The organism is Nocardioides sp. YIM B13467 (assembly GCF_042788075.1).
GTDB lineage: Bacteria > Actinomycetota > Actinomycetes > Propionibacteriales > Nocardioidaceae > Nocardioides.
The window spans coordinates 1-26920 of record NZ_JBHZPJ010000017.1; the positions used below are offsets into that span (position 1 = coordinate 1).

The 26920-nt window shown below is 68.7% G+C and carries 21 protein-coding genes, 1 tRNA gene, 1 other RNA gene and 1 pseudogene; 20 read left to right on the forward strand and 4 right to left on the reverse strand.

Annotation, left to right across the window (positions count from 1 at the left end):
- Nucleotides 1–192: 192 nt before the first annotated feature.
- From ACFX43_RS04220 to ACFX43_RS04230, 3 genes are all read left to right on the forward strand, one after another.
- Entirely contained in the window at nucleotides 193–1776 is a 1584-nt protein-coding gene (locus ACFX43_RS04220; RefSeq protein WP_378817404.1) for an ABC transporter substrate-binding protein, read from the forward strand.
- Between the two features lie 57 nt (nucleotides 1777–1833).
- Complete coding sequence (locus ACFX43_RS04225) at nucleotides 1834–4044, forward strand: protein kinase (protein ID WP_378817405.1); 2211 nt, start codon at nucleotides 1834–1836, stop codon at nucleotides 4042–4044.
- Nucleotides 4045–4310: 266 nt separating this feature from the next.
- The gene (locus ACFX43_RS04230; protein ID WP_378817408.1) at nucleotides 4311–6374 is read left to right on the forward strand and encodes a protein kinase; all 2064 of its coding nucleotides are present in this window, start codon (nucleotides 4311–4313) and stop codon (nucleotides 6372–6374) included.
- Between the two features lie 59 nt (nucleotides 6375–6433).
- On the opposite strand, the gene eccCa is transcribed toward ACFX43_RS04230, so the two are convergent.
- On the reverse strand, nucleotides 6434–10465 hold the full coding sequence (eccCa, locus tag ACFX43_RS04235; RefSeq protein WP_378817411.1) for a type VII secretion protein EccCa: 4032 nt from the start codon (nucleotides 10463–10465) through the stop codon (nucleotides 6434–6436).
- 174 nt (nucleotides 10466–10639) lie between these two features.
- Between eccCa and ACFX43_RS04240 the strand changes: the two genes are divergently transcribed.
- The 6 genes from ACFX43_RS04240 (at nucleotide 10640) to ACFX43_RS04265 (ending at nucleotide 16926) form a co-directional block, all read left to right on the forward strand.
- Nucleotides 10640–12013 (forward strand): hypothetical protein, encoded by a 1374-nt coding sequence (locus ACFX43_RS04240; protein WP_378817414.1) that lies wholly within the window; start codon nucleotides 10640–10642, stop codon nucleotides 12011–12013.
- 154 nt (nucleotides 12014–12167) lie between these two features.
- Nucleotides 12168–12503 (forward strand): WXG100 family type VII secretion target, encoded by a 336-nt coding sequence (locus ACFX43_RS04245; protein WP_091043262.1) that lies wholly within the window; start codon nucleotides 12168–12170, stop codon nucleotides 12501–12503.
- A gap of 47 nt (nucleotides 12504–12550) precedes the next feature.
- The gene (locus ACFX43_RS04250) at nucleotides 12551–12844 is read left to right on the forward strand and encodes a WXG100 family type VII secretion target (RefSeq protein ID WP_378817416.1); all 294 of its coding nucleotides are present in this window, start codon (nucleotides 12551–12553) and stop codon (nucleotides 12842–12844) included.
- A 184-nt stretch (nucleotides 12845–13028) separates the two neighbouring features.
- Nucleotides 13029–14393 carry a type VII secretion integral membrane protein EccD gene (gene eccD, locus ACFX43_RS04255; RefSeq protein ID WP_378817419.1) on the forward strand — a complete coding sequence of 455 codons (1365 nt, stop codon included), beginning with the start codon at nucleotides 13029–13031 and terminating at the stop codon, nucleotides 14391–14393.
- Nucleotides 14393–15799 carry a type VII secretion protein EccB gene (locus ACFX43_RS04260; RefSeq protein ID WP_378817422.1) on the forward strand — a complete coding sequence of 469 codons (1407 nt, stop codon included), beginning with the start codon at nucleotides 14393–14395 and terminating at the stop codon, nucleotides 15797–15799. Before eccD ends, ACFX43_RS04260 begins: the two co-directional genes overlap by 1 nt.
- On the forward strand, nucleotides 15781–16926 hold the full coding sequence (locus ACFX43_RS04265) for a S8/S53 family peptidase (protein ID WP_378817425.1): 1146 nt from the start codon (nucleotides 15781–15783) through the stop codon (nucleotides 16924–16926). The genes ACFX43_RS04260 and ACFX43_RS04265 overlap by 19 nt, the downstream gene beginning before the upstream one ends.
- A 4-nt stretch (nucleotides 16927–16930) precedes the next feature.
- Here ACFX43_RS04265 and ACFX43_RS04270 read toward each other — a convergent pair whose 3' ends face one another.
- On the reverse strand, nucleotides 16931–17296 hold the full coding sequence (locus ACFX43_RS04270; protein WP_378817427.1) for a winged helix-turn-helix transcriptional regulator: 366 nt from the start codon (nucleotides 17294–17296) through the stop codon (nucleotides 16931–16933).
- Between the two features lie 77 nt (nucleotides 17297–17373).
- Between ACFX43_RS04270 and ACFX43_RS04275 the strand changes: the two genes are divergently transcribed.
- Nucleotides 17374–17784 carry a RidA family protein gene (locus tag ACFX43_RS04275; RefSeq protein WP_378817429.1) on the forward strand — a complete coding sequence of 137 codons (411 nt, stop codon included), beginning with the start codon at nucleotides 17374–17376 and terminating at the stop codon, nucleotides 17782–17784.
- A 6-nt stretch (nucleotides 17785–17790) separates the two neighbouring features.
- Here the strand turns inward: ACFX43_RS04275 and ACFX43_RS04280 are convergent, their stop codons facing one another.
- Nucleotides 17791–18429 (reverse strand): helix-turn-helix domain-containing protein, encoded by a 639-nt coding sequence (locus ACFX43_RS04280; RefSeq protein ID WP_378817431.1) that lies wholly within the window; start codon nucleotides 18427–18429, stop codon nucleotides 17791–17793.
- A 58-nt stretch (nucleotides 18430–18487) separates the two neighbouring features.
- Between ACFX43_RS04280 and ACFX43_RS04285 the strand changes: the two genes are divergently transcribed.
- Nucleotides 18488–18985 carry a VOC family protein gene (locus ACFX43_RS04285; protein ID WP_378817433.1) on the forward strand — a complete coding sequence of 166 codons (498 nt, stop codon included), beginning with the start codon at nucleotides 18488–18490 and terminating at the stop codon, nucleotides 18983–18985.
- 3 nt (nucleotides 18986–18988) lie between these two features.
- Nucleotides 18989–19723, forward strand: coding sequence for a hypothetical protein (locus ACFX43_RS04290; protein WP_378817436.1), 735 nt, complete (start codon nucleotides 18989–18991; stop codon nucleotides 19721–19723).
- A 49-nt stretch (nucleotides 19724–19772) separates the two neighbouring features.
- Here ACFX43_RS04290 and ACFX43_RS04295 read toward each other — a convergent pair.
- A tRNA-Ser gene (locus ACFX43_RS04295) sits at nucleotides 19773–19860 on the reverse strand.
- Nucleotides 19861–19960: 100 nt separating this feature from the next.
- Here ACFX43_RS04295 and ffs point away from each other — a divergent pair.
- The 8 genes and pseudogenes from ffs (at nucleotide 19961) to ACFX43_RS04335 (ending at nucleotide 26891) form a co-directional block, all read left to right on the forward strand.
- An RNA gene (gene ffs / locus ACFX43_RS04300) (signal recognition particle sRNA small type) lies at nucleotides 19961–20051 on the forward strand.
- A gap of 92 nt (nucleotides 20052–20143) precedes the next feature.
- Nucleotides 20144–22282: a DNA polymerase III subunit gamma and tau gene (locus ACFX43_RS04305; protein ID WP_378817439.1), complete on the forward strand. Its 2139-nt coding sequence runs from the start codon at nucleotides 20144–20146 to the stop codon at nucleotides 22280–22282.
- Nucleotides 22283–22292: 10 nt separating this feature from the next.
- On the forward strand, nucleotides 22293–22682 hold the full coding sequence (locus ACFX43_RS04310; protein WP_378817442.1) for a YbaB/EbfC family nucleoid-associated protein: 390 nt from the start codon (nucleotides 22293–22295) through the stop codon (nucleotides 22680–22682).
- Nucleotides 22683–22715: 33 nt separating this feature from the next.
- Entirely contained in the window at nucleotides 22716–23312 is a 597-nt protein-coding gene (recR, locus tag ACFX43_RS04315) for a recombination mediator RecR (protein ID WP_008356228.1), read from the forward strand.
- Between the two features lie 101 nt (nucleotides 23313–23413).
- Nucleotides 23414–24001, forward strand: coding sequence for a DUF5063 domain-containing protein (locus ACFX43_RS04320; RefSeq protein ID WP_160025786.1), 588 nt, complete (start codon nucleotides 23414–23416; stop codon nucleotides 23999–24001).
- 11 nt (nucleotides 24002–24012) lie between these two features.
- Nucleotides 24013–25317 (forward strand): annotated as a pseudogene (locus ACFX43_RS04325) (aspartate kinase); the annotation flags it as partial.
- Between the two features lie 39 nt (nucleotides 25318–25356).
- The gene (locus ACFX43_RS04330) at nucleotides 25357–25851 is read left to right on the forward strand and encodes an ACT domain-containing protein (RefSeq protein ID WP_378817454.1); all 495 of its coding nucleotides are present in this window, start codon (nucleotides 25357–25359) and stop codon (nucleotides 25849–25851) included.
- Nucleotides 25848–26891 carry an aspartate-semialdehyde dehydrogenase gene (locus ACFX43_RS04335; RefSeq protein WP_378817451.1) on the forward strand — a complete coding sequence of 348 codons (1044 nt, stop codon included), beginning with the start codon at nucleotides 25848–25850 and terminating at the stop codon, nucleotides 26889–26891. Before ACFX43_RS04330 ends, ACFX43_RS04335 begins: the two co-directional genes overlap by 4 nt.
- Nucleotides 26892–26920: the final 29 nt, after the last annotated feature.

A 26920-nucleotide genomic window follows, 5' to 3' on the forward strand; every position in this document is an offset into this window, starting at 1 on the left:
CCCCCCCGAGGCTCGTTAGGATCTGGGCGTCCGTTGTCTCGGAGAGGGGACTTGAAGGTGCATCCTGGGGCACGTCGTCGAGCGGGACTCGTTTCCGTTGCCAGTCTGGCGCTGGTCGCCACCGCCTGCTCGGGTGATCTTCCCGCCTCGGTCGAGGAGGGGTCTGAGGTCGCCGTCGCGTGGACGGAGTCCTTGACGAGCACCAACCCGGCGAGCGCGGCGAGCGTGACCGATGGGAACCTCGACATCGCCTCGCTGACCCGCGGGGCCTTCGGCACCCTGGTCAACGACACCGTCGAGATGGACGAGACCTTCGGCAAGGTCACCATGGAGGGCGACAAGCAGGCCCGGGTGCGCTACGACCTGGCCGAGCCGACCTGGTCCGATGGCGTACCGATCGACACCGCCGACCTCATGCTCGCCTGGGCGGCGACCTCGGGTTACTTCGCGACCTCCAAGGAAGGCAGCGATGGCAAGGTCGACTTCGGCGCGGTGCCGACCGGTCTGACCAAGAGCGCCTACATCCCCGAGGTCGACGAAGGCGCGCGCGCCATCGAGGTCCCGCTGGTGGTTCCGGTGGTCGACTGGCGTACGGCCCTGGACGTCGCCGTGCCGGCGCACGTCGTCGGGCAGAAGGCGCTGAAGATCGAGGACCCGATCGAGGCCAAGGAGGTCGTCGAGACCGCGATCGAGGAGTCCGACACCGCCAAGCTCACCAAGATCGCGGAGGTGTGGAGCTCGTCGTTCGCGGTCGCCGAGAACGGCAAGGCCTCCGAGGAGGCGCTGCTCTCCAGCGGGCCCTACCGGATCTCGAAGATCTCGGTCGGCGAGAGCGGCCAGGAGGTCGACCTGGAGGCCAACCCGGAATATGCGGGTGAGGCGAAGCCGACCTACGAGCAGGTACGCCTCACCCCGGCCAGCTCCGACGCCCTGGACAGCCTGGGGGAGAAGGTCGACGTCGTCCAGGTCACCCCGACCAAGGCCAACCGGAAACAGGTGCGTGACCTCGAGCGCCGTGACTACGGCGTCGCGAACGCCAACGACGGCACCATGTGGGCACTGATCCTCCGCACCGACCGAGGCCTGTTCAAGCGCAAGGACACCCGCACGGCCTATCTGCGGGCAGTGCCCCGCGGCGACATCGCCGAGGGCGGCGCGGGCGAGTGGGCCGAGACGTACGAAGCCACCGATGTCGTGCTGTTCCCGCCGGGTGGCGAGGGCTACCAGATCGCGACCGAGGACTCCGGGTTCTCCACGAAGTTCAAGGCCTCCGAGGACGCGACGGCCCCGCGCGGCGCCAAGGTGTGCATCTCCTACGACAAGTCGAGCGCATTCGCCTCGGGCGCCTACGACACCATCTCGAACGTCGTGGACGACGAGGGCTGGGGCACCACCGACTGTGGTGTGTCCTCGGCCGACAAGGTGTTCTCCGGGAGCAAGTGGGACGCCGCGCTCGTCCGGATCCCGGTCCCGCAGACGCCGGAGGAGATCTCGGCGCAGTGGGGCAGCAAGGGCAGCCGGAACGCGACCGGCGGCGGCGACCGCGAGCGCGACCGCCTCATCAGCGAGCTGGCCCGCACCGCCGACCCCTACGAGGCCCGCGACGTACGCGTCCAGATCGAGAAGACGCTGGTCCGGGACTCGATAGTCGTGCCGATCGTGATGAACCCGACGGTGACGGTGATCGACAAGAAGGTCGACAGCGTACGTCCCCGCTCCGGACAGGTCGCGCCGCTCGTCTCGACCATCGTCGAATGGTCGCCGACCAAGAAGTAGACGACTTTTAGCGCATTGGAGTGGTTGGGTTCCGCCACCCTTGAATAGGGTGCGGGCATGACGACGCTTCATCCCGGGGCAGTGTTCGGCCACTACCGCCTGGATCGCATTCTTGGCGAGGGTGGAATGGGCGTGGTCTATGACGCCTTCGACACCAAGCTCGAACGGCAGGTCGCCCTGAAAATGGTGCATGCCCACCTCGCCGACCGACAGTTCATCGACATGTTCATCCGCGAGGGGCAGACCCTGGCGCAGATCAGGTCGCCCCACATCATCGCGATCTACGACATCGGCGAGCAGCAGGGCAGCCCGTTCATCGTCACCCAGTTCATCAAGGGCGGTGATGTGACCGGACTCGTACGCAGCAACGGACCGTTGGCGCCGCACCTGGCCTGCCTGGTGAACGCCCAGGTGGCGGGGGCGCTTCACGACGCCCACCAGGCGGGGATCATCCACCAGGACGTCAAGCCGTCGAACGTGCTCGTACGTAACCCCGCGAGCCCCCTCGACCCGTTCGCGTACCTGTGCGACTTCGGGATCGCGACCTCGTCCTCCGACTCGCCTGCCGGCGGGATCACCGGCACCTGGAACTACCTGGCGCCCGAATACATTCGCGACGAGCGTGACGCGCAGGGCCGGCCGATCTCGCCGGAGCCGTCACGAGACATCTACGCGGCCGGCTGCATGCTCTGGTTCACGCTGACCGGCAAGCTCCCCTACTCGGGTGCGGCCGTGCAGGTGGCGATGGCCCACCAGAGCGCGCCGATCCCGCAGTTCGTCGGCTCCGACGACTGGACCAAGGCAGCCAACCGGATCCTGCAGCTCTCGATGGCGAAGGACCGCCGGAGCCGTTACCAGAGCGCGGCAGTCTTCAAGGACGACCTGTTGAAGCTGCGCGAGATCACCGCGCCCGCTCAGCTCGTGCCCGCGCCGTCGATGACCGACCCCAACCCGGTGCCGATCCCGGTCTCGGCCGTGCGGGCGCCCTCCGAGAGCGAAGCCATCCTGATCGAGGAGGCGCAGCGGCCGTCCAAGATCACTCCGCTCCGGGTCGGTGCCGCGATGGTCGGCGTCGCCGCACTCGGGGTCGGCGGAGCCCTCGCGATCACCCAGCCCTGGGTCGAGCACGGGCCCGAGCCCATCGTGCCGACCGTCAAGGGCGCTGCGTACGCGGATGTGAACGGGGACAAGTTCGGAGACGTGATCACCAACGTCCAGAACCCCGACGGCGAGGGGGTGGATGTCGTCACCTGGAAGTCGGACGGCCGCACGCTGACCCCGTCGAAACCCGTCACATACGACGACCCTGCGCTTCCGGCCGACAACGACGGGGGCGAGGTATTTCCGCTCTGCGGCGACTTCACGGGCGACGGGAAGAACACGCTCGTCACCTTCGTGCGAAGCGAGAAGGGCTTCGAGTTCCACGGTGATCTGGAGGGATCCCTCAAAGCTCCCGCGGGGGTTGTCGAGCAGGGCAAGAAGATGACGGGCTCGAACTTCTATTACGACCTCGGCACCGACGACTTCGACGGTGACGGTGTCGCCGATCTGTTCATGAGCGCGCACTTCGGCAACCCGAACCCCGATCTCGACACGCAGGGGAGAAGGGCCGGGGACGGCACGATCTGGGTCTACCGAGGCACGGGGTCAGGGTTTGCGGAGCCGACACTCTTCGCGTCCTATCCGGCCGTACCGGTGGAGCAGGTCGCGGTGGGCGAGTTCACCGGCGACGAGAAGGCCGATCTGGTGGTCCTGAATCGGGTCGAAGGTAGTCCGGAGGACATGACCCTCACGTCTGGCACGTCGGACTTGGACCTCTACCAGGGAGAGGGGACGTCTGTCGCTGCTGCGAAGCCGTTCTCCTTCAAGCATCAATCGATCAGCTCGTTCGTCGCCGGTGACGTCAACGGCGACGGTCGCGATGAGATCGTCGCCGCGGAATCCGGTCGTGGCGAGGGCCAGTCGATCACCGTCGGCACGTTCAGCGAGGACCTGACCCAGTTCTCGATCGCCAACCGGGGGAAGCTTCCCAAGCCCCGCAACACCCTCAAGACCACCAGCAGGTATCCCGTGACCGTTGCCGACGTCAACGGCGACGGACGGACCGACATCGTCGCGGCTACGCAGGACACCAGCGAAAGCCCCTACGCCTTCTACGTGGCGCTGGCCTCGAAGACCGGCACGTTCCCCGGTCACATGATGGCGACGTGGAAGAAGTCGCCCGACGATGTACGCCGCTACAACCTGATGGGAGGAACCCTCGGATGAGCGATTCCACCGGAACCCCTGACAACGCCCCGCGCGGGCCCCAGCAGTCGTTCGAGCGTCCGCCGGTCGACGACCCCGACAAGACCACGATCAGGCCCCGGGTCGCTCGGCCCAGCGGACCTTCCAGTACGCCGCAGCCACCGCCGCCTCCTGCTCCGACACCACCGCCTCCTCCGACCCTGCCGCCGACCCAGGCCCCGCCGCCCCCGCCTCCCCCTGTGCAGGCCCCTTTGCCGGCGACCGTGCTAGGAGCGGATGCGCCCGGCATGATCGGGCCCTACCGGCTCGAGCAGCAGGTGGCGTCCAACGAGATGGCGGTCGTCTACAGGGCCACCGACACCCGGCTCAACCGAGCGGTCGCCATCAAGGTGCTCCTCGGGCACGGTGCCCGGGACCCCGAGTTCGTGTCTCGGTTCGACAAGCAGGCCACGCTGATGGCCAAGCTGGACTCGCCCCACATCATGGGCGTCTACACCAACGGCCGGACCAACGACGGCGCCCCCTACCTGGTCTCCCAGTTCGCCGACGGCGGCGACCTCGGCTCGCTGCTGAAGGCCCGTGGCCGTCTCCCCGGCCCGCTGGCCGCCGACATCTGTGCCCAGATCGCCGATGGTCTCGCAGCCATCCATTCGCCCGAGGTCGGCGTGGTGCACGGCGACGTGAAGCCGTCGAACATCCTGCTGCGCGACGGCAACACTCCGCCTTACGCCTACCTTGCCGACTTCGCCGCGGCGCGCGCTGATGACTCCGCGACAGCCAGACCCGGGATCCACTCCGGTGCCTGGAACTATCTGGCCCCCGAGCGAGCGATGGGCGCGCCGGCCACTCCGGCGAGCGACCTCTACTCGCTGGGATGCCTGTTCTACGAGCTCGTCACCGGGACCGTTCCCTTCACCGGGGCGAACGACGTCGAGACCGCGATGGCCCACGGATCACAGCCGATCCCGACGCTGCCGGGTCGCGATGACTTCACCCTCCAGGCCAATGATCTGCTCTCCGGTGAACGTGGTCTGCTCACCAAGGATCCGGCCCAGCGTACGAACGAGGCGGTCCGGGTTCGGGACCGTTTCGCCGCGATGGCCGGGCGACAGATGGGCTTCGCGTCCGGAGCCACCGTCACCCTCAAGCGTGCCAAGGCCAAATGGTGGATCGCCGGCGCGGCGGCGCTGGCGGTCGTCCTCGCGGGCGGCACCGCGGTTGGAGTCACCCTCGCGACCACGGAGAACACTCCCGCGAAGCCCAAGCCGGCCGTGAGCGGAGACATCGACGGGGACCGGCTGGGCGACCTGGTGCTCGGTGCGCCGTTCGGTGACGTCAACTACAACTGGGACAGCAATGCCGCGACCCTCTTCGCCTCCACCGGCAAGGGTTTCGAGGCCGGCACCACCAAGGGCCTCAAGTTCGGCAACCTGCTCGGCGACCTGGACGCCGACGGGCGGGTCGACGTGGTGCAGGTCTCCGGCATCGGATCCTCGTTCAACGTCGACTCCAACGCGAAGCATCAACCCGACGGCGCCATCCAGGTGCCGGCGTCCGGCAAGCGCCTGGCCATGTTCTGCGCCGACTTCAACGGCGACGGACGAGACGACATCGGCATGATCTCGGTCGGCAACGGGACCAAGCTCCCTGAAGAGGACGCCGACCTGGCAAAGCTCAAGGACCTCGAGTTCCAGATGACGGTCATGCCGAGCAAGGCCGACAACACCTGGGGCAAGAGCACCGACTGGTACACCGGTCCCTGGCAGGGCCCCACCTTCGACGTCAACTTCGACGTCGGTGACTTCGACGGCGACAAGCGAGCCGACGTCATCATGGGTGCCAGGGAGGCATCACCGGCCGCAGTGGTCCTGCTGATGAGCCAGGGCTCGAAGCTCACCAAGACCGACCTCGAGGTGCCCGGGCCCGACGGTGATCGGGTCGCCGGGTCGTCCAACTTCGCCGACGTCAATGGTGATGGCAAGGACGAGCTCATCACCCAGGAGATCGTGGACCAGAAGTGGGCCATCCGCGTCTACTCCTACGACCCCGAGGGCAAGAAGTTCGTCGCCGAGCCGTCATGGGACATCGACGACCCGGTCAAGAACGACGACGCCCTCAGCGGGTCTCAGATCCCCGCGGTCGCCGACGTCAACGGTGACGGTAGGGACGACCTGGTCAACCCGCTCCGCGCAGGCGACGGGGACTACGAGTATCTCAACAAGGCGTCGGTCCTGATCTCCGGCAAGGACGGGTTCACCGCCGAGACGTGGGAGATGCCCGCCGCCGACGAGTACGAGACCCACCCACCGTTGCGCAAGGCGTCCAACAACAACGGCACCGGAACTCTGTAGAGCAACGGCCCGCGACCTGGATCAGGTCGCGGGCCGTGGCATCTTTCGTGGCGGGTGAACTACACCGTCGACTCGCTCCAGGCCAGCTGGATGACCTCGATGCCGCGGTCGCGGGTGACGAGGCGCCCACGACCCGGCAGGGTCGGGACCGGCTTCAGGTTGCCGATGAGCGGGCCCTCGTCCGGGTTGCCGGAGAGCAGCAGGCCCGGCATCGCCAGGTCGCGCATCGACTGGATGACCGACTCGTAGAGGGAGCGCGACGCACCACCCGAGCGGCGGGCGAGGATGACGTGCAGACCGACGTCGCCGGCCTGGGCCATCAGCGGCTGCAACGGAGCCAGGGGCGAGCCCTGCTGCGTCGAGACGAGGTCGTAGTCGTCGACGAGCACGAACAGCTCGGCACCGGACCACCACGACCGGCTGCGCAGTTCCTCGGGGGTGACGTCGGGGCCCGGGATCCGCTTGGTCAGGTACGCCGCCAGGTCGTTCAGCGTCGGGTTGGCCTGCGTCGCGGAGGTGAGGTAGCCGACCAGGTAGTCCTCGGGGATCTCGCCGAGCAGCGAACGCCGGTAGTCGACCACCGCGATCTGCGCCTCCTTGGGCGTGTGCGTCCGCATGATCTCGCGGGCGATGCTGCGCAGCATCGAGGACTTGCCGGACTGGCCGTCGCCGAAGACGAGCAGGTGAGGCTCGGTGTCGGGGTTGAGGCCGACCGGGGCCAGCTCCTTCTCGTTGATGCCCAGAAGCAGTCGCTTGCCGGGCTTCTCCTCGGTGACCCCGGCCTGCTCGCGGATCCGCTCGATCGTGATCCGCTCCGGCAGCAGCCGCAGCTTCGGTCCGGCGGGACCCTGCCAGGCGGCGGACACCCGGGAGATCAGGTCGTCGACGCCATCGCCCAGTGTCGCCGCCGAGCCGTCGCCGTCCATGCGGGGCAGGGCGCTGAGGAAGTGGAGCTTCTCCTTCACGATGCCTCGACCCGGGCGCCCGGTCGGCACCAGGGCGGCGAGCTTGCGGTCGAGCTCGGAATCCATCGGGTCGCCCAGGCGGAGCTCGAGCTTGGTGCCGAAGACGTCGCGCATCGAGGAGCGGAACTCGGCCCAGCGACCGGCTGCGGCAACGATGTGGACGCCGAAGGTCAGGCCGCGCGGAGCGATCTCCTGGATGGCGTACTCGAGGTCGTCGAAGTCGGCGCGCAGCGTGCCCCACCCGTCGATGACGAGGAAGACGTCGCCCCAGCCGTCGTCGGCCTGGCCGCGAGCACGGCGGGTGCGGTAGGTCTCGATCGAGTCGATGCCCTGCGCCCGGAAGTAGGCCTCGCGGCGGTCGATGATGCCGGAGATCTCGGCCAGGACGCGGCGTACGACGTCGGGCTCGGAACGAGTGCCGACACCGGAGACGTGCGGGAGCTTGGCCAGCGGTGCGAAGGTGCCGCCACCGAAGTCGAGGACGAAGAACTGCACCTCCTGCGGCGTCATGGTCAGCGACATGGACGTGACGATGGTGCGGAGCGTGGTCGACTTACCGGTGCGGGGCGCACCGATGACCGCGACGTGACCGGCGGCCCCGCGCAGGTCGACGGTGAGCGTGTCGCGCAGCTGCTCGCGCGGCTTGTCGACGATGCCGAGCGGCACCACCAGTCCACCGAGGCGCTTCCAGGCCGGCGAGTGCAGACCGAGCTCCGGCGAGGTGGTCAGGTCGGGCATCAGCGTGTCGAGCGTGTCGGGGATGTCGAGCGGCGGCAGCCAGACCTGGTGGGCCGGGGTGCCGTGGCCGGTCATCCGGTCGACGGCGATGTCGAGCATCGACTTCTCGACGCCGTCCGCACCGACGACCGGGGTGGCCGGACGCTCTTCCTCCTCGACCGGCATCGCCAGCTGCTTCACCTCGGCGATCGAGAACGGGAAGATGCCCTGCAGCTTGCCGCCCTCGTCACGGCGGATCCGCGACCCCGCGGCCGGCGGCCCCGAGACGTACGCAGCCCGGAACCGCTGCATGTTGGTCGGGTCGGGTTTCAGGTAGCCGAGGCCGGGAATCGCCGGGAGCTCGTAGGCGTCCGGCACACCGAGCACGGTCCGCGACTCCTGCGCGGAGAACGTGCGCAGACCGACGCGGTAGGAGAGGTGCGAGTCGAGACCGCGCAGACGGCCCTCCTCGAGGCGCTGCGAGGCGAGCAGCAGATGGATGCCGAGCGATCGGCCCAGACGACCGATCGCGACGAACAGGTCGATGAACTCGGGCTTGGCCGAGAGCATCTCGGAGAACTCGTCGACCACGATGAACAGCGACGGCAGCGGATCCATCGAGGGGTCCTGCGTACGCGCCTTCTCGTAGTCCTTCAGAGAGGAGAAGTTGCCGGCTTCGCGCAGAAGCTCCTGGCGGCGGGTCATCTCACCGGAGAGCGCGTCCTGCATACGGTCGACCAGGGTGAGCTCGCCCTCGAGGTTGGTGATCACCGCGGAGACGTGCGGCATGCCCGCCATCCCGGCGAAGGTCGCACCACCCTTGAAGTCGACCAGCACCAGGTTGAGGACCTCCGGCGGGTGGGTGAGCACCAGACCGAGGACGAGGGTGCGGAGGAACTCCGACTTACCGGAGCCGGTCGCGCCGATGACGAGGCCGTGCGGCCCCATGCCCTGCTGGGCCGACTCCTTGATGTCCATGTAGATCTGCTGGCCGGCCTCACCGACGCCGACCGGCACGCGCAGCCGGTCGCGGTTGGCGCGAGGACGCCAGGCGACGTCCGGGTCGAAGGAGCGTACGTCGCCCAGACCGAGCAGCGCCATGTAGTCCTTCGGAGCCGCGATCTCGGTGTCCTGAGGCGTCTCGGCGGCCGCGTCGGAACCCTCCGGGGCCACCGTGTAGAGCGCGGTGAGGCGGCGGGCGTAGGCCTCTGCGTCGGCCATGCTCATCTGGTCCACGCGCAGACGGACCGGGTCCATGCGTACGCGCACCTGGTAGCCGGAGACCGTGTTGTTCTCGTCGGGCTCCTCGTCGTCGATGAGGAACCGCACCCGGCTGGAGTCGAACAGCTCGTCCCAGTGGGTCGGCAGGTCGATGACGGTGACGCCCTGGATGCCGTCGTCCGGGAGCACGTGGTTGCCCGGCGGGACGGAGCCGCCGTCGACGATGACCACGACCTGCGGCGAGGGGATCCGGTCGTCGGTGCCCCAGCGGGCGCGCTCGCCGACCTCGGTCGGGAGCAGGGCGCCGAGGTCGTTGATGTTGGTGACCACCATGCGGCGCGGCCCGACGGCGTCGACCTCGCGGCCGCTCTGCGCGTGCGGGAGCCACTTGACCCAGTCCCACTCGGCCAGGTTGCGCTCGGAGGTGAGCACGGCGACGATCAGCTGCTCAGGGGAATGGAAGGCCGTCATCCCGCAGATCAGCGCGCGGGCGAGCGCTCGGGCCTGGTCCTCGTTGCCACAGATCTCCATCTTGTCGAACCCGCGCAGGTTGGTCGCCGCCGGCAGGTCGGGTTGGACCCGGTGGACCGTCAGCAGCCGGTGCAGCGCGCTCGCCGAGGCCGGGTCGACCTGGTCGATCGGGGTCTGCTGGGGCGGCACCAGGGTCAGGGCCAAAGGCTGGTGCGCGACGCCGTAGCGGACGTCGAGATAGCGCTTGTGGGTGTTCGAGCGCTCCCAGAGCCGGCTGCGTTCCTCGGCGATCGCGGGCAGCGAGGACGGCGCCGGATAGTGCCAGGTCAGCGCCTTGCGCTGCTGCTCACCGGCCCTGCGCGCCGACTGCCGGATGCCGGCCAGGTAGCGCAGGTAGTCGGTGCGCTGCCCACCGACCTGCTTCTGCTTCTGCTTACGCTGCCGGTCGATCTGCACGAAGATGAAGCCGAGCGTCGCGAAGAGGAACATGCCGGCGGCGATGTAGCGCTGGATCGGCGGGGAACCGCCCGCGCCCGACTGCATGGTCGCGATGAGCACGATCGACCCGAGGCCACCGAGCATGGGGATGGCGTTCATCAGGATGCCCCCGACGCCCTCGCCCTCTTCGATAGCCGGCGGAGCATTCAGAGCCAGTTCCCCCTCGGGGACCTCCGGCTCCTCGGTGCGGGTACCGCCGGCTGTCGCAGCGATGGTCACGTGTCCCCCTGAGACTGGTTCAGTGCCCCGCGGGCCCGGATGCCGCAGGTGGTCAGGATCTTAGAGTGCCCGCTACCCGGCTACTACCCTTAACCGTGCCGGTCGGGTAAAACGGGCGGTGGAGCTTCCGATGTGGAACTCTGTCACAGGGTCATCACGCATCCGGGAGGTGTCATGCCCACTCAGACGGCCGATGCCGTTGAGCCGGCGCTCGCAGCAGGCGGCCTGGCGGTCACGGTCCACGGCACCGCCGGAGTGGTCGACATCGTCGTTCCGTCCGATGCGCACGCCTCGGACCTGGCGCGGGAGTACGCGACGGCCGTCGGCCTTCCCGCGGCTCCGGTGCTGCGCGACCGCCGTGGAGAGGTGATCCAGCCGGACGCGTCGCTCGCCTCCCGCGGCATCGCCTCGGGCGCCCTGCTCGCCGCCGACTCGCCGCCCACCCAGGCCTACGCGCGGCGCGAGGTCGTCGAGACGGCCGCCCCGGTCCGAGCAGGCAGCTTCTCGTTCTACTGGGTCGGTCTGGCCACCCTCCTGGCGGTCGCTGCGGCCGGGTTCGGAGCCCAGGCCGACGGTTGGCAGCGACTGGCCATCGCCGGTCTGCTCGCGCTCGGCGCCTTGATCGGCATCATTCCCGCGGGGCCGTACGCAGCGCGCCGAGCGATCGCCGCTCCGGCCTTCGCCGCCGGCGCCGCCTTCGTCATCACCGTCGACCCGGCGCCCGAGACGCTGCCGATGGCGGTCGGCGTGGCCGGGTTGAGCGCCGCGGTCGTCGCGACGATCTCGCGGTCGCTCGTCGACACCGTCGACGAGGCCTTGAAGATCTGGACGACGACCGGCGTCGTCGTCTTCGTGGTGACCGCGCTGTGCGCCCTGCTCGGCACCTCGCCGCAGGTGCCGTGGTCGATCCTGTTCGCGGCGGCCGCTCTGGCGGCGCGGATCGTCCCGTCGTACGCCGTCGACGTCCCTGACTCCTATCTCCTCGATGTCTCCAAGCTGTCGGTGACCGCCTGGTCGGCACGGGCCAAGACCACCTCCGGCAAGGCGACGGTCCCGATCGACGAGGTCACCGAGGTGGCAGGGCGTGGCGCCCGCACCCTGGCGGCGGCCTCCTGGGCGGTTCTCGCCGTGGTCGCGGTGAGCGGACCGGCGCTGGTGGCGACCGCGACGGACGACGTGGACCGGATCGGCGGCTGGTTGATCACGCTGGCCGGTGCCTTCGTCATCCTGCTCTCGGCGCGCAGCTATCGCTACTGGCTTCCTCGCGGCGTACTCCGGGTTGCCGGGGTTATTGCGCTGGCGGTCGGCGTCCGTGCCTTCGTAGGCTGGGCCGACCCGGAGCTGGTCTCCTGGTTCGGTCTGGGAGTCGTGGTGATCGGGTTCGCCGTCATCATCGCGGCGATCGCGACCGGCCGGGGCTGGCGCTCGGCGAAATGGGCGTCTCGGGCCGACTGGGCGGAGTCGCTGTGCGGCGCCGCGGTCATCGCTTCGTTCGTGGTTTCCTCAGGGTTCTTCCGACACCTGTGGGAATCAGGTTTCAACGGCTAGGCAGCAGGGCTGAAAAAGTTCAGAGATTTGTGTTTAGAACTCCGGAGACGGGGTAAGAACACATTGTCCGGACCTCGGGGGAGCCCATCGGGAGCCGGGCTCCAACAGGTATCTAACCTAGGAAAGCCGGTTCCGCCGGTGGAAGGACAGCACCATGAGCAGTGAGATCAAGCAAGGCCAGGCGATCAACACCGCCGTCAACTTCATCAACGAGACCAAGGCCAAGCTGCAGAGCGTCAACAGCCGCACCGTCTCGGAGGCCCAGGCGGAGGGCGCATCGGGCTGGAAGGGTGCCGGCGGCACCTCGTTCCAGCAGCTGATGAACACCTACAACGAGAAGTCGCGCGAGATCACCAACGCGCTCGACGAGCTCACCGCGGGTCTCGAGAACGCCCGCAAGGTCGGTAGCCAGGCCGACGAGGATGTTGCCGGGCAGTCCAGCTCCGTCACCTCCAGCATGGACAGCATCTCCTACAAGATGGGTGGCTGACCACCCGGTCAGGCCGCATTTCAAGCACAGGACTGGAAGGAACTGACATGGGTGAAGAGATTGTCGTAAACCACGGGAAGATGGGCTCCATCACCGACGTCCTGCTCAAGGGCGTTGCGGACATGGACCGCGAGCTCGACGAGCTCGAGCGTCACATCCTCGGCCTCCAGGAGAACTTCACCGGTGAGGCGGCCACCGCCTACAACCGGGCGCAGGCCAAGTGGAACCAGAGCATCCGCGAGCTCGGTATGGCTCTGGACCGCGGCAGCAAGTTCGTCAACGAGGCCAACGCCAACATGCACGACGCGGACCGTCGCGGTGCCGGCGGCTTCGGCGGCTGAGTTCTTCAGCACACAGGCAAACACGAGGGGATCGGTGCGGGGCACCGGTCCCCTCAGTGCTTGTTTTATGGCAAAGTCAGCGCTGATGTTCGCTGTCTGATTCAGCGGGCGCGAGGTAGGTCTAGCTCTCGGGACATTCGGTCGGTTCGTCTCGGGCACAGGCACGACGCGAGGAGTTCGTGAAATGACGCAGGCGCAGGTGGCGCCCACTGGGCTGGTCCGGGTCACAGTCGCCTCCGGCACACGTCGGATGGATCTGGTGCTGCCAGGCTCGGTGCCGGTGGCGGAGCTCGTGCCTGAGCTTGCGCGAAGCGTCGGGTTGCTCGACCCGCAGACGGCGTACGCCGGCTACCGCGTCGTGCTCGCCGACGGCCGCAAGCTCGCCGGCGACCTCGGTCTGATCCCGCAAGGCGTCGAAGACGGTGGCGTGCTCACCGTGAGCGCCGGTATCGACGACAAGCCGCCGCGGGTCTATGACGACGTGGTCGAGGCGATGACCGACGTCGTCGAGAGCGAGATGGCCCCCTGGAAGCCGGAAGCAGGACGACGTACGTCACTCCTGGCTGCTGCGCTGCTGCTGCTCCTCGGTGCCGGTGCGCTGTGGACGCAGGCTCCGTCGATGCTCGCCGGCGTCGCGGCAGGGGTGATCGGCATCGTCCTCGCCGGAGGCGCGATCGTGCTCTCCCGGCTCGAGGCAGAGAACGACGCCGCGATCGCCGCGGTGTGGATCGGTGAGGTCTACGGCGCGGTCGCCGGCTTCCTGATCGGCTCGGCCTCCCTCGATGGTGGCGTCGGGATGCCGCTGGCCTTCGCCGGCGCGGGCGCGATGCTCGCCGCCGCGATCGGCTTCCTAGGCCTCGGCGAGGCCCGGATGCTGGCGATGCCGGGGGCGCTCGTGGGTGGCGTCTTCCTGGTGGCCGGCATGCTGCTGACCATGACCGGCTGGAAGGCCGGTGTGGTGCTCGGGATCGTGCTGGTCGTCGTGGTGCTGGCCGGCAGCTTCTTCCCGTGGCTCGCGCTGAGCACGACCAAGACCGACGTGCCCCAGCTCTATTCCGACGAGGACATCAACCTCGATCCGGACGAGATCCGGGCCGACCAGGTCAGGGTCGACGCCAAGGTCGCCCACGAGATCCTGGTCGCGATCTCCCTCTCCGTCGGCGTCCTGGTCGTGCTGACCTCGCCGTTCGTGGTGCGGCTCGGGCTCTTCGGCACGCTGCTGGCTCTCGCCGCGTGTGTCGTACTGATGCTGCGCACCCGGCAGTACCGGACGGGGTCGGAGGTGCTCGTCGGGCTGGTCTCCGGGATCGCCGGCCTGCTCGCGATCGGTGCCGCGCTGCTGGTCTACCACGAGTCGTGGCGGCCGACGACCGCTGTCGTGCTGGCGGCTGCGGGTGGCGTACTCCTGGTCCTGACGCTGGTCCCCGACGTCGGCTCGATCCGTCGTGGTCGCCTGGCCGATGTCGCCGAGACGACCTGCCTGCTCGCGATGCTGCCGCTGATGGTGCTCGCCTCGGGCCTCTTCGGCGCCGCGGTGGCTGGTTTCTGATGGCCAGCAAGAAGGACCTCGTAGAGGCGCATGCCTTCAGCCGTCGCCGGCTCGTCTCCGCGTTCCTCTCCGGCGCTCCGGGCGGGCGCGAGGTGGAGCCGGCCCGACCGGGTCGTTCGGTCTTCGGTGGCGTCGTACTCGCGGTGCTGCTCATCGCCGGCGGGGCCGTCGCCCACTTCCTCTCGCCCAAGGCCGCGACCGGCTGGGCCGACGAGGACGGCCTGATCGTCACCAAGGGCGGTGCGCGCTACGTCGTCACCGGCCCGGACAAGGCCAAGGAGCTGCATCCGGTCGTCAACCTGGCCAGCGCGCAGCTCATCCTCGGTCTCGACCTGGAGAAGAGGTCAAAGGTCATCGACCAGGAGGAGATCGACAAGGAGTTCCCCGGCGAGACGATCGGCCTCTCCGGCCCCCGTGTCCCCGAGGAACTGCCGCAGAAGTCCGACTTCATCAACACCGGATGGACCGCGTGCACCGCGAACGGCGCGGGGACGTTCCTGAACATCTCCGCGGCCCCCGACGTCAAGGCCGCCGCCGACACCGGCTTCATGGTGCAGACCGAAGAGGGCAGCTACCTCATCGCGGAGCACGAGACCACCGACGGATACACCCAGGCGTACAGCTACAAGATCGAGGGCGACTCGGAGACCTACGCCGACCGCACCTTCGATGGGCCGGTCTCGACGCCGACCGTTCCGCAGGCTTGGGTCAACCTCTTCCCGTCCGGCGCGCCGCTGTCGGGCAACTCCTTCGGAAGTGCCTTCACCAAGGTCGGTGGCACGGTCGAGGGCGAGGAATACCCGATCGGCACCAAGGCCAACTATCAGGCCAACAACTACCTGATGACCGAGTCCGGCTGGATTCGGCTGGACGACTTCGCCAGCGAGATCTATGACGTCGCCTTCGGCAGCAAGGGCAACCAGCAATCGCTGAGCTCGCAGCCGAACATCAACGGCGAGCGGCTGGAGACCTCGTGGCCGGCGTCGACCCTCGAGCCCGGAACCGGCAGCGTCTGCGCCAAGCTCGAGACCGAGGACAAGACGACCGTACGCCTCGGTGTCGACCCGGGTGAGAGGGCCTGGCCGTCGTCGGAGCCCCCCGCGGCGACCGACTTCACCGCGGCCCGGGTCGATCCCGGCAAGGGAGCCTTCGTCTTCGCCGCCAACGGCGAGGAGCTCCAGAAGCAGAGCGCGACGCCCTACCTGATCGACGCCCGCGGCACCGCCAACACCCTCGACGGCAAGCTCACGGTCGAGCGGCTCGGCCTGTCGAACGACTCGGGTCCGATCGTGCCCGGCACGTGGCTGAGGCTGCTCCCGGCCGGCGCTCCGCTCTCGACCGAGCTGGCGTTGTGCCCGCCGACCACCGGAGAGGTTCAGGAGAGCAAGTGCGTGGCGACCGAGTGACGCTGGTGCGTACTGGCATCGCGCTCGCGGCCGCCGTCGGTGGGCTGACTCTGCTCGGCGGCCCGAGCCCTGCGTACGCAGCGGAGGAACGAGCCGACTGCTCGGCCTATGCGCAGAACACCGGTGGCGGTGCCCCGCAGAAGGCGGAGACCAAGACGGCGCCGGTGCCGGAGACGGTGGCTCCGTTCGCGATCATGCGGATCGGTGAAGCGCAGAAGGTGAGCAAGCAGGGTCAGGGGATCCGTGTCGCGGTGGTCGACTCCGGTTACAGCGCCAAGGCGCAGGACTATCGCGGCACCGTCGCAGCTGGTCTGATCACCGGGATCGCGCCCAAGGCGACGCTCAGCGACCACCCGGTCCTGAAGGTCGGCCAGGAGAAGTCGACGATCGACGCCAAGCGGATGGTGGCCGAGCTCAACTCGCTGGCCAAGGGCAACGCGAAGGGGCTGATCGTCGACATCGGTCTGCCCGCGACAGAGGGCGCCGCGGGCCTGGAAACAGCGGTCGACACGCTCATCAAGAAGGGGGCCATCGTGGTGATGGCAGCGGACTGGTCCGGTGTCGCCACGGCGACCGACCGGGACATGGGCCCCAAGGTCTTCCCGAACGCCAACGACTCCGTGGTGACGGTAAGCGCCTCCGGCACCTGGGCCTCCGACCCCGACTCCACGGTGCTGCCCAACTCCAACACCGACGTCGCCGCGCCGACGTACGGGGCGCCGTCGAAGACGCTCTTCGGCCAGCCGTGCTGGGTCGACACGATCTCGACGTCCTTCGCCTCCGCCGAGGTCTCGGCCGTGCTCGCCCTGATCTGGTCGACCAACCGGAGCTGGAGCGCCGCCCAGGTCATCGACCGCCTCTACAGCACCACGTCGGGCCGCGAGGGCCAGGGTGGCCGGTTCTGGGGTGCCGGCGTGGTGAACGCGTACGACGCTCTCACCCGTCCCGCAGTCAAGGAGGCCGCCGAGCCGCCGGATGTCGAGCAGGCACCGATGGCCCGGGAGAAGGTCGACCCGCTCGCGACCGTCCGCGAGAACGCGATCTGGTGGGGCATCGCCGGCGGTGGTGCGCTCGGTCTCGCGCTGGTCCTGCGACCGTTGTTCGCGCGGCGCAAGAGCTCGATGTAGCGCCTCAGACCGAGCGGTCGAAGGCTTCGCGTGCTGCCTCGACCTCGGGCAGTGTCGTGGTCGTCCAGTGGTACAGCCGGTCGATGAGGTCCTGCAGGGTGCTGCCCAGCGGGGTGATGCGGTACTCCACCGCGACCGGGCGTGTGCTCAGCACCATGCGCTCGACCATGCCGTTGCGCTCCAGTCGACGCAGCGCGGTGGTGAGTGACTTCTGGGTGACCGCCGGGATCGCCTGGCGCAGCTCGTTGAAGCGGCGTGGCCGCTCGCACAGCGTGTCGAGCACCTGGAGCGACCACTTGTCGAGGAGCTGATCGAGGAGCTCGCGATGCTCCTGGGTCAGGCGCAGCGGGCTCGGGCTGGTATCCGGCATGACACCTAGTCTCGTTGAAGTGTCCTCTGGATACCAAGTACACATGAGAAACCTTAACTCCTGGAGGGAATCTCATCGTGTCCGTCGATCTACTCACCCCCGAAGGCATGTTCCAGCCCGTGCCGTATCACCACGTCTCCGTCGCCACCGGCACCCGCCACGTCCACGTCGCAGGGCAGATTGCCCGGGACGAGCTCGGTCGCGGGGTAGCTCCGGGCGACCTCGCCGGCCAGCTCGCCCATGCCCTCCGCAACACCGCCCGCGGCCTGGCGGGCGTCGGCGCGACCTTCGCCGACGTCGTACGACTTCGGTTCTTCGTCACCGGCTGGACCCCGGACAAGTACGACGACTTCGTCGCCGGGCTCGAGAGCGTCATCGACGAGCTCGGCATCCCGCAACCGCTGCCGCCGTTGTCCGCTATCGGCGTGGACTATCTGTTCGAGCCCGACGTGCTCGTCGAGGTCGAGGCGTACGCCGTGCTGGACTGAGGCGCCTCACGTAGACGGGGCCATGGCGAGGTGGCGCCAGGTGCGGTGCCGCCACGCCTGGTACTCGGGGGGTGTCCAGCGCAGTGTGCGCGTCATGTGGACGTACGTCTCGGCGTTCGCCAGCAGTGCGCTGGTGGCGATCACCCACTCGAGGTCGGCATCGGGGCTCATCAGCCCGTCGCGGTGCAGCTTCTCCCAGAAGGCGCGCACCTGCTCGAGCGTCGACTCGCGAGCCGCCTGGGCTGCCGCTGCGATCAACGGCTCGTCCGCCTCGGCCTGCATGGCTACGGCGAGGACGGGCGCGATGCGATCCATCATCAGCGCGGTGCCTTCCGCGTCCGCAGCGAGACGCTCCTCGAGCGTGGGGGCGTTCATCACCGTATCGATCCAGTCGCGATCGGCCAGGGCGATCGGCAGGGCGTCACCGACGAGGGCCACGTCGACCACTCGCTTGAGCAGGTGTGCCTTGGTGGCGAAGCGGACGTAGATGGTTCGGTCGGAGACTCCTGCGGCTTTGGCGACGTCTGTCAGCGCGGTGCCGCGATAGCCGCGCTGGGCGAAGAGTTCGTGGGCCGCGGCGACGATCGCCTGCTCGGTCCGCTCGGCACGAGATCCCCTAGCGGGGGGATTGACTTCTGAAGGCACGAGTTGCAGTATAACTGCAATTAGGAAATTGCAGTCACACTGCAAGTCAGGAGTGGACATGAGCGACCACGAAGCACCGGCTCTCGCCGGCGTCCACCACCTCAAACTGCCGGTCGCCGACCTTCGGCGATCCCAGCGGTGGTACGAATCAAGGCTCGGGTACAAGCTCGTCGTGGAGTTCCAGACGGACGGCGAGCTCGACGGCATCTGCCTGGTGCACCCCAACGGTGGCCCGAACCTGGGCCTGAGACTCGATCCCGAACGCGCCCGTGCCGCCGCCGGTTTCGACTACTTCTCGATCGGAGTGGCCGACGAGGGCGCCCTCCGCACGCTCGGGGACAGGTTGACCGAACTCGGGGAGCGGCACGCCGGCGTGCAGCCTGCGACTCTCGGCTGGATCCTGCCGCTGCTGCACGATCCGGACGGTCACGAGGTGCGGTTCTACACCCTGCAGCACCACACCGAACCGGACCCGGAGGACGTCCTCGTCGTCGACAACCCGGTGCAGGCGGCCAAGCGCAAGGCCGCGGCCCGGGCCGAGCACGCGGTGGGCTGAGGGATGAACGTCAAGAAGATCGCCCGCGGCGACCAGCCTGTACGCCGCGTTGACCGCGAGCGGGCGCCGCGGTGGGCAGTATCGGCCGGCTGGGCGTACATCGGCGCGGTCGCGGTGCTGGCGGGGTATGTCGTGGTTGCCGTCACCATCGGAGCCGGCTTCGAGCGGGATCTCGTGGCCGCAGCCGAACGCGAAGGTGTGGCGGTCAATGCGCTGGCGAACTCCACGCAGGCCGAGATCACCCAGGATCATCCGGTCTACGCACTGCTCACGGGGCTGCTCCTCTTCGTGTCCCCGGCGCTCCTGGCTCTGGCTGCCCGCCAGATCCGCACCGGGGCGCCCGGACGACTCGCCCAGCTCGCGTGGTGGTCGGCAATGGCCACGCTGGTCGTGTGGTGGGCGTACGTGGCTCTGGGGTTGGGCCTGTTCGCCGATCCGGAGAATCTGCCGCCTCTCGTGCGGGACTTCGATGTGCTGACGGTCCCGCTGGTTTCCGCCTTGTCGTTGCTCGCGCTCGCGTCGATGGTGTTCGCCGCGGAAGCGGTGCGCGGTCATGGCGTCGTCCGCCGGGCGGGACGTGCGACCACGGTCGTCAGCATCCTGCTCGGCGTGGTCAGCGTCGTGGCTCTGGTCGGCACCGGGTTCGCGGACCCGGTGGCACCGATCGTGATCGTGCCCGGAGGACTGATTCTCGGGATCGCGCTGCTCCGCGCGCAGCGGCCGGCGCACACTGGATAAATGAACGGCGCCTGACCTGCTCGAAAGCAGATCAGGCGCCGGTTTGTGCTGGCGGATCTGGGGGGATTCGAACCCCCGAGGGCGTTAACCCAACACGGATTCCAGCCGTGCGCCATAGGCCACTAGGCGACAGATCCGTGAGGGATCCTACGCGGCTCCGTGATCATGGAGGAAATCGGCGGGGGGCCAGCGGGTGTGCTTTGGGATCGGCGAGCGGACTCGTCTAGACTCTTCGGCAACCCCCCATGTGGTGACATCTTGTCGAACCTCCCCAGGGCCGGAAGGCAGCAAGGATAAGCGAGCTCTGTTGGGTACGTGGGGGGCCTTTTCTTTTCCCGCGCATGCTCGACGGCGAGACGGTGCTGAACGTGCGCGGCGGGTGGTTACGAACTGTCGGCGGTCGCGGCTAGGGTCTATCGGGTGGACGCACCGCTAGCTCTCTACCGCCGCTACCGGCCGGAGACGTTTGCCGAGGTCATCGGCCAAGATCACGTCACCGGCCCGCTGCGCAATGCGCTGGCGGGCAACCGGGTCAACCATGCGTACCTCTTCTCCGGGCCACGTGGCTGCGGCAAGACGACCTCGGCGCGGATCCTGGCGCGGGCGCTGAACTGCGAGAAGGCGCCGATCGCGGATCCGTGCGGGGAGTGCGAGTCGTGCCGGGACCTGGCGCGCGGCGGGCCCGGCAGCATCGACGTGATCGAGATCGACGCGGCGTCGCACGGTGGCGTGGACGATGCCCGTGACCTGCGGGAGAAGGCGTTCTTCGCGCCGGTGAAGAGCCGCTACAAGGTCTACATCATCGACGAGGCCCACATGGTCTCGACGCAGGGCTTCAACGCGCTGCTCAAGCTCGTCGAGGAGCCGCCGGAGCATCTGCGGTTCATCTTCGCGACGACCGAGCCGGAGAAGGTCATCCCGACGATCCGGTCGCGCACCCATCACTATCCGTTCCGCCTCTTCCCGCCCAAGCTGGTCTCCGACTACATCTCGACGCTGTGCGAGAAGGAGGGCATCAACGTCGAGCCGGCCGCGCTGCCGCTGGTCGCGCGCGCGGGCGCCGGGTCGATGCGCGACAGCCTCTCGGTCATGGACCAGCTGCTCGGTGGTGCGGGGCCTGAGGGCGTGACGTACGAACTGGCCGCAGGGCTGCTCGGCTACACCCCGGACGCGTTGCTGGACGAGGTCGTCGACGCCTTCGCGGCCCATGACGGCGCCGCGGTCTTCGGTGTCATCGACAAGATCATCGAGACCGGCCAGGACCCGAGGCGATTCACCGAGGACCTGCTGCGGCGGCTGCGTGACCTGGTCATCGTCAAGGCGGTCCCGGACGCGCCCGCGACTGGGCTCATCGACGTCTCCGAGGACGGCGGCGAGCGGCTCGTCGCCCAGGCCGGACGCTTCGGTCCACACGATCTTTCGCGAGCCGCTGACGCGGTCGCCACCGGTCTGACCGAGATGCGCGGAGCCACCGCTCCCCGACTTCTGCTCGAGCTGATCTGTGCCCGGGTGCTGCTGCCCGCCGCGGACGGTGCCGACGGTCTCGCGGCTCGGCTGGACCGTCTGGAGAGGCGGATCGAGATCAGTGGTACGCCGACGGTGACCGCTGCTCCGGCGGCGGCCGCCCCCGCCCAGGACCGGCCGGTGCTCAAGCCGTCGGTCGGTGCGCCGGGGCACGAGACCGTCGCTCCGGCGGCGCCGCAGCCCGAGCCCGCCCAGGCGTACGCCCCGACCCCCGAGCCGGCCCGCGAGTCCGCTCCGGCCGCGGAGATGCCTCCTCAGCAGGCGCCGGCGGCGCCGGAGCCGCCGAGCCAGCCTCAGTCGCAACCACAGGCTCAGCCACAGACGCCGCCCCAGACACAGCCTCAGGCGCAGTCCCCGGGCGGTATGGGCAACGTGGACGTCCGCCGCCTGTGGGACGACGTGATCGCGCAGACCAAGGGCCTGCGCCGGGCGACCTGGTCCCTGGTGGGCCAGAACGCCCAGGTGGTCGACTTCCGCGACGGTGTGCTCACCCTCGGGTTCGCCTCGCCGGGTCTCCGCGACCGGTTCGCGACCGGCGGGCACGAGCCGATCCTCGGGCAGGCGCTGGTCAACGTGATCGGCATCCAGCCGAAGATCGAGGCGATCGTCGCGGGCGGCGGCCAAGGGGCCCCGCAGCGGCACGCCGCGCCTCCGCCGCAGCCGAGCCAGCCCCAGGAGCCCACCCAGCCGCAACAGCCGCCGGAGGCATCCTGGAACGAGCAGGCGCCACCGCCCGACTGGGCGGCCGAGCCACCGCCCCCCGACCAGCCACCCGCCCCGCCGGAGCCGCCGGCGACGTCATCGATGCAGTCGGCCGACCCGGGAGCGATCGCGCTGGCTCGGGAGGCCATCCGGCCGACGCGTGCGGCCGACTACGAGCCCCCTGTCGACGACACGGTGGCCCGCCTGGCGGAGGCGGATGCCGCGGTGAACCCCGACGACCAAGCCTACGACGGGCCTGCCGCGATGGGCGCCGAGGCGCTGCTCGCTCAGGAGTTGGGTGCAACGATGATCGAAGAGATTCCTCACAACTAGGACGGCACAGATGACGAACCCACTCGAAGGCCTCGGCGGCGAGGGCGGCTTCGACCTCAACGCGATCATGCAGCAGGCCCAGGCGCTGCAGAGCCAGATCGTCGACGCCCAGGAGAAGCTCGCTGAGACGATCGTCGACGGCACCGTCGCCGGAGGTGCGGTGACCGTCAAGCTCACCGGCACCGGCGAGCTGGTCGGCGTGGAGATCAAGCAGGGCGAGTTCGACGGCAGCAACCCCGACGACCTCGAGGACCTCGGCGCCGTGATCGTCGCTGCCTACCGCGAGGCCAAGGGCAAGGCCGACGCCCTCGCGGGTGAGGCGATGGGCCCGCTCGCGGGCGGCCTCGGCGGCCCCGGTGCCCCCGGCGGCGGCGAGCCGCCGTTCAAGCTCGGGTTTTGAGATAAGCACAGCTAGAGACAGGCGATAACCAAGTTGTACGAGGGTGTGGTCCAAGACCTCATCGACGAGCTGGGACGGCTGCCGGGCGTAGGTCCGAAGAGCGCCCAGCGGATCGCGTTCCATCTGCTCCAGGCTGACCCCGCCGACGTACATCGGCTTGCCTCGATCCTCAACGAGGTCAAGGCGAAGGTGAAGTTCTGCTCGGTCTGCTTCAACGTCTCCGAGGAGGAGACCTGCCGGATCTGTCGCGACCCGCGTCGCGAGCAGTCGGTGCTGTGCGTGGTCGAGGAGTACAAGGACGTCGTCGCGATCGAGCGCACCCGCGAGTTCCGCGGCCGCTATCACGTGCTCGGCGGCGCGATCAGCCCGATCGACGGGATCGGCCCCGACCAGCTGCGCATCCGTGAGCTCGTCCAGCGGCTCAACGACCCCGGGATCACCGAGGTGATCCTCGCCACGGACCCCAACCTCGAAGGCGAGGCGACGGCGACCTATCTGACCCGTCAGCTGAGCCCGCTCGGGCTGAAGGTCACCCGTCTGGCCAGCGGTCTCCCGGTCGGTGGCGATCTGGAGTACGCCGACGAGGTCACCCTCGGCCGAGCCTTCGCCGGACGCCGCGCGGCTGAGTAGCCGTTACCTGTGCGATCCCTAAGAGCCGACTCTTTACCCTCGTCAGGGCGCGACTTCGGCGGTAGCCTGACGATTCAAGGGACCTCGGGAAGGGGGCCGTCATGACGAACGACTTGACCGGCAAGGACTTCGCCACCAGCATCGCCGACTCGGTGGAGAGCTTCCTGCTCTCGGTGCGCGCGATCGCTGCGGACGGCGATGGTGGCAGCGCTGTCCCGATGCTGCTGCTGGAGGTGAGCCAGATCCTGCTGGCGGGCGCGCGACTGGGCGCCCAGCAAGACTTCGAGCCTCGTGAGGAGTTCCAGCCCGACGTGGGCATGGAAGCCGACGTCGACGAGCTCCGGATGGGGCTCGCCGAGATGTTCGGGGACATCGACACCTACAGCTTCGTCTTCGATCCGTACAGCCCGGACGTGGTCGACAGCCAGATCTCCGACGACGTCGCCAGCCTGGTGACCGACCTGGAGTACGGCCTGCGTCACTACCGCCTCGGCGACGTCGACGAGGCGCTGTGGTGGTGGCAGTTCAGCTACGTCAACAACTGGGGCAACCTGGCCGGTGCCGTGCTCAACGCGCTGCTCACCGTGGTCGCTCACGACCGCCTCGACTCCGAGCCGTTCACCGGTGAGGACGAGGACCTGGCTGCCGCTGATGAGATGCTGGAGAAGACGGCCGCATCGGCAACGTAGACTTTCCCGCCGTGGGAATCGTCGTTCAGAAGTACGGTGGCAGCTCGGTCGCAGACGCTGCAGGCATCAAGCGCGTCGCTCAGCGAGTGGTCGCGACCAAAGAGCAGGGCCACGACGTTGTCGTGGCCGTCTCTGCCATGGGCGACACCACCGATGAGCTGATCGACCTCGCCAACAAGGTCTCGCCCGACGCGACCGCGCACGCGCGTGAGTTCGACATGCTGCTCACCTCCGGCGAGCGGCAGTCGATGGCGCTGCTGGCGATGGCGATCAACGACGTCGCGAACGAGCGCGGGCTGGCGTACGAGGCTCGGTCCTTCACCGGGTCGCAGGCCGGTCTGATCACCGACGCGCAGCATGGGCGCGCGAAGATCCTCAGCATCACCCCGGAGCGGATCCAGGCAGCACTCGCCGACGGTGCGATCGCGATCGTGGCCGGTTTCCAGGGCGTCTCCAAGGACACCAAGGACATCACCACGCTGGGCCGTGGCGGCACCGACACCACCGCGGTCGCGCTGGCGGTGGCGCTGGATGCCGACGTCTGCGAGATCTACACCGACGTCGACGGCGTCTTCACCGCCGACCCGCGGATCGTCCCGACCGCTCGCAAGCTGAGCTCGGTCGCCTTCGAGGAGATGCTCGAGCTGGCGGCCTCCGGAGCGAAGGTGCTCCACCTGCGCTCGGTGGAGTTCGCCCGGCGTCACAGCCTCCCGATCCACGTACGCTCCTCCTTCTCGACCCTCAACGGCACCGTGGTCAAGGGCAGCATCGACGCGGTCTCGCCGCATGCCGACCACCAGCGCAGCGGCGACGCCGGGATGGAGGCGCCGATCGTCGCCGCCATCGCCCACGACCGCAGCCAGGCCAAGATCACGGTCGTCAACGCACCCGACGAGGTGGGCGCCGCGGCGAAGGTCTTCGAGATCATCGCCGGGGTGGGCATCAACGTCGACATGGTCGTCCAGGACTCGTCGGCGGCCGGCACCGACCGCACCGACATCACCTTCACGCTGCCCCGCGACGACGCCGAGCGAGCCGGGAAGGTGCTCGAGCAGGCGCGCGGTGAGCTCGGCTTCGAGAGGGTGAACACCGAGCCCCGGATGGGCAAGGTCTCCCTGATCGGTGCCGGGCTGCGCACCCAGCCGAAGAAGATCGCCGACTTCTTCTCCGCGATCGCGCAGGCCGGCGTCAACATCCAGATGATCTCCACCTCTGAGGTCCGGGTCTCGGTCGTCGTCGGCGACGACGAGGTCGACCGCGCCGTGCAGGCCGCCGCAGAGGCGTTCAGTGACGTGGAGGTCGAGAAGGTCTCCTACGGCACCGACGCCGATGGCGACACCCCGGAGATCGTCGGCGTGGCCCACGACCGCGGTGAAGCCAAGATCACCGTCGCCGGCGTCACCGACGAGCCCGGCGAGGCCGCCCGCATCTTCGACACCCTCGCCGACAACGGCATCAACATCGACATGATCGTCCAGAACGTGTCGGCGGAGAAGACCCGGCGCACGGACATCTCGTTCACGCTGCCCCGCACCGACGTCAAGAGGGCCCGCGCGGCGCTCGGCGACATCCAGAGTGAGGTCGGTTTCGCCGACCCGGTCGCCGACGAGCAGATCGGCAAGCTCTCGATCGTCGGTGCCGGGATGCGTACGCATCCGGGGATCACGGCGAAGTTCTTCGCCGCGCTCGCCGCCGAGGGGGTCCTGATCCGGATGGTGTCGACCTCGGAGATCCGCGTCTCGGTGCTCGTCAGCGCCGACGACCTCGACCGCGCCGTGCGCGCCACACACAAAGCATTCGGCCTCGACAGCGACGTAGAGGCCATCGTCTACGGAGGGACCGGCCGATGAGCGTCAACCTGGGAATCGTGGGAGCCACCGGACAGGTGGGCGTCGCCGTACGCCAGATCCTGCTCGAGCGCGGCTTCCCGCTCGGCGAGGTCCGTTTCTTCGCCTCGGCACGCTCGGCGGGCAAGACCATCGAGTTCGGTGACCGCTCGGTCGTCGTCGAGGACGCCGCCACCGCTGACCCCTCGGGCCTCGACATCGCGATCTTCTCCGCCGGTGGCGCCACCTCGAAGGCGCTGGCGCCGAAGTTCGCCGACGCCGGCGTGATCGTCATCGACAACTCCTCGGCCTGGCGCAAGGACCCGTCGATCCCGCTGGTCGTCTCCGAGGTCAACCCCTCGGCGATGGCCGGGGTCATCGAGGCCCGCCAGGGCATCATCGCCAACCCCAACTGCACCACGATGGCCGCGATGCCGGTCCTCAAGGCGCTCCACGACGAAGCCGGTCTCGAGCGGCTCGTCGTATCGACCTACCAGGCGGTCTCGGGCTCCGGCGTCGCCGGCGTCGAGGAACTTGTCAGCGAGGTCGCGGCTGCCGGCGACAAGGCCCGCGAGCTCGCCTACGACGGCTCCGCCATCACGTTCCCGGAGCCGGACAAGTACGTCGAGACGATCGCCTACAACGTCCTTCCCTACGCCGGTTCGCTGGTCGACGACGGCCTCAACGAGACCGATGAGGAGCAGAAGCTCCGCAACGAGTCCCGCAAGATCCTGTCGCTGCCCGACCTGCGGGTCTCCGGCATCTGCGTCCGCGTCCCGGTCGTCACCGGACACTCGCTCGCGGTCAATGCCGAGTTCTCCTCGCCCCTGACCCCCGAGCGCGCCACCGCGATCCTCTCGAACGCCCCGGGCGTCGAGCTCCGCGACGTACCCACGCCTCTGTACGCCGCCGGCAAGGACCCCTCCTACGTCGGCCGCATCCGTCAGGACGAGGGTGTTCCCGACAACCGCGGTCTCGCCCTGTTCATCTCCAACGACAACCTCCGCAAGGGCGCCGCGCTCAACACCGTCCAGCTCGCCGAGCTGGTCGCCGCTGCCCTCTGACGAGACGTCAGGCGCGCCGGCCGAGTTGG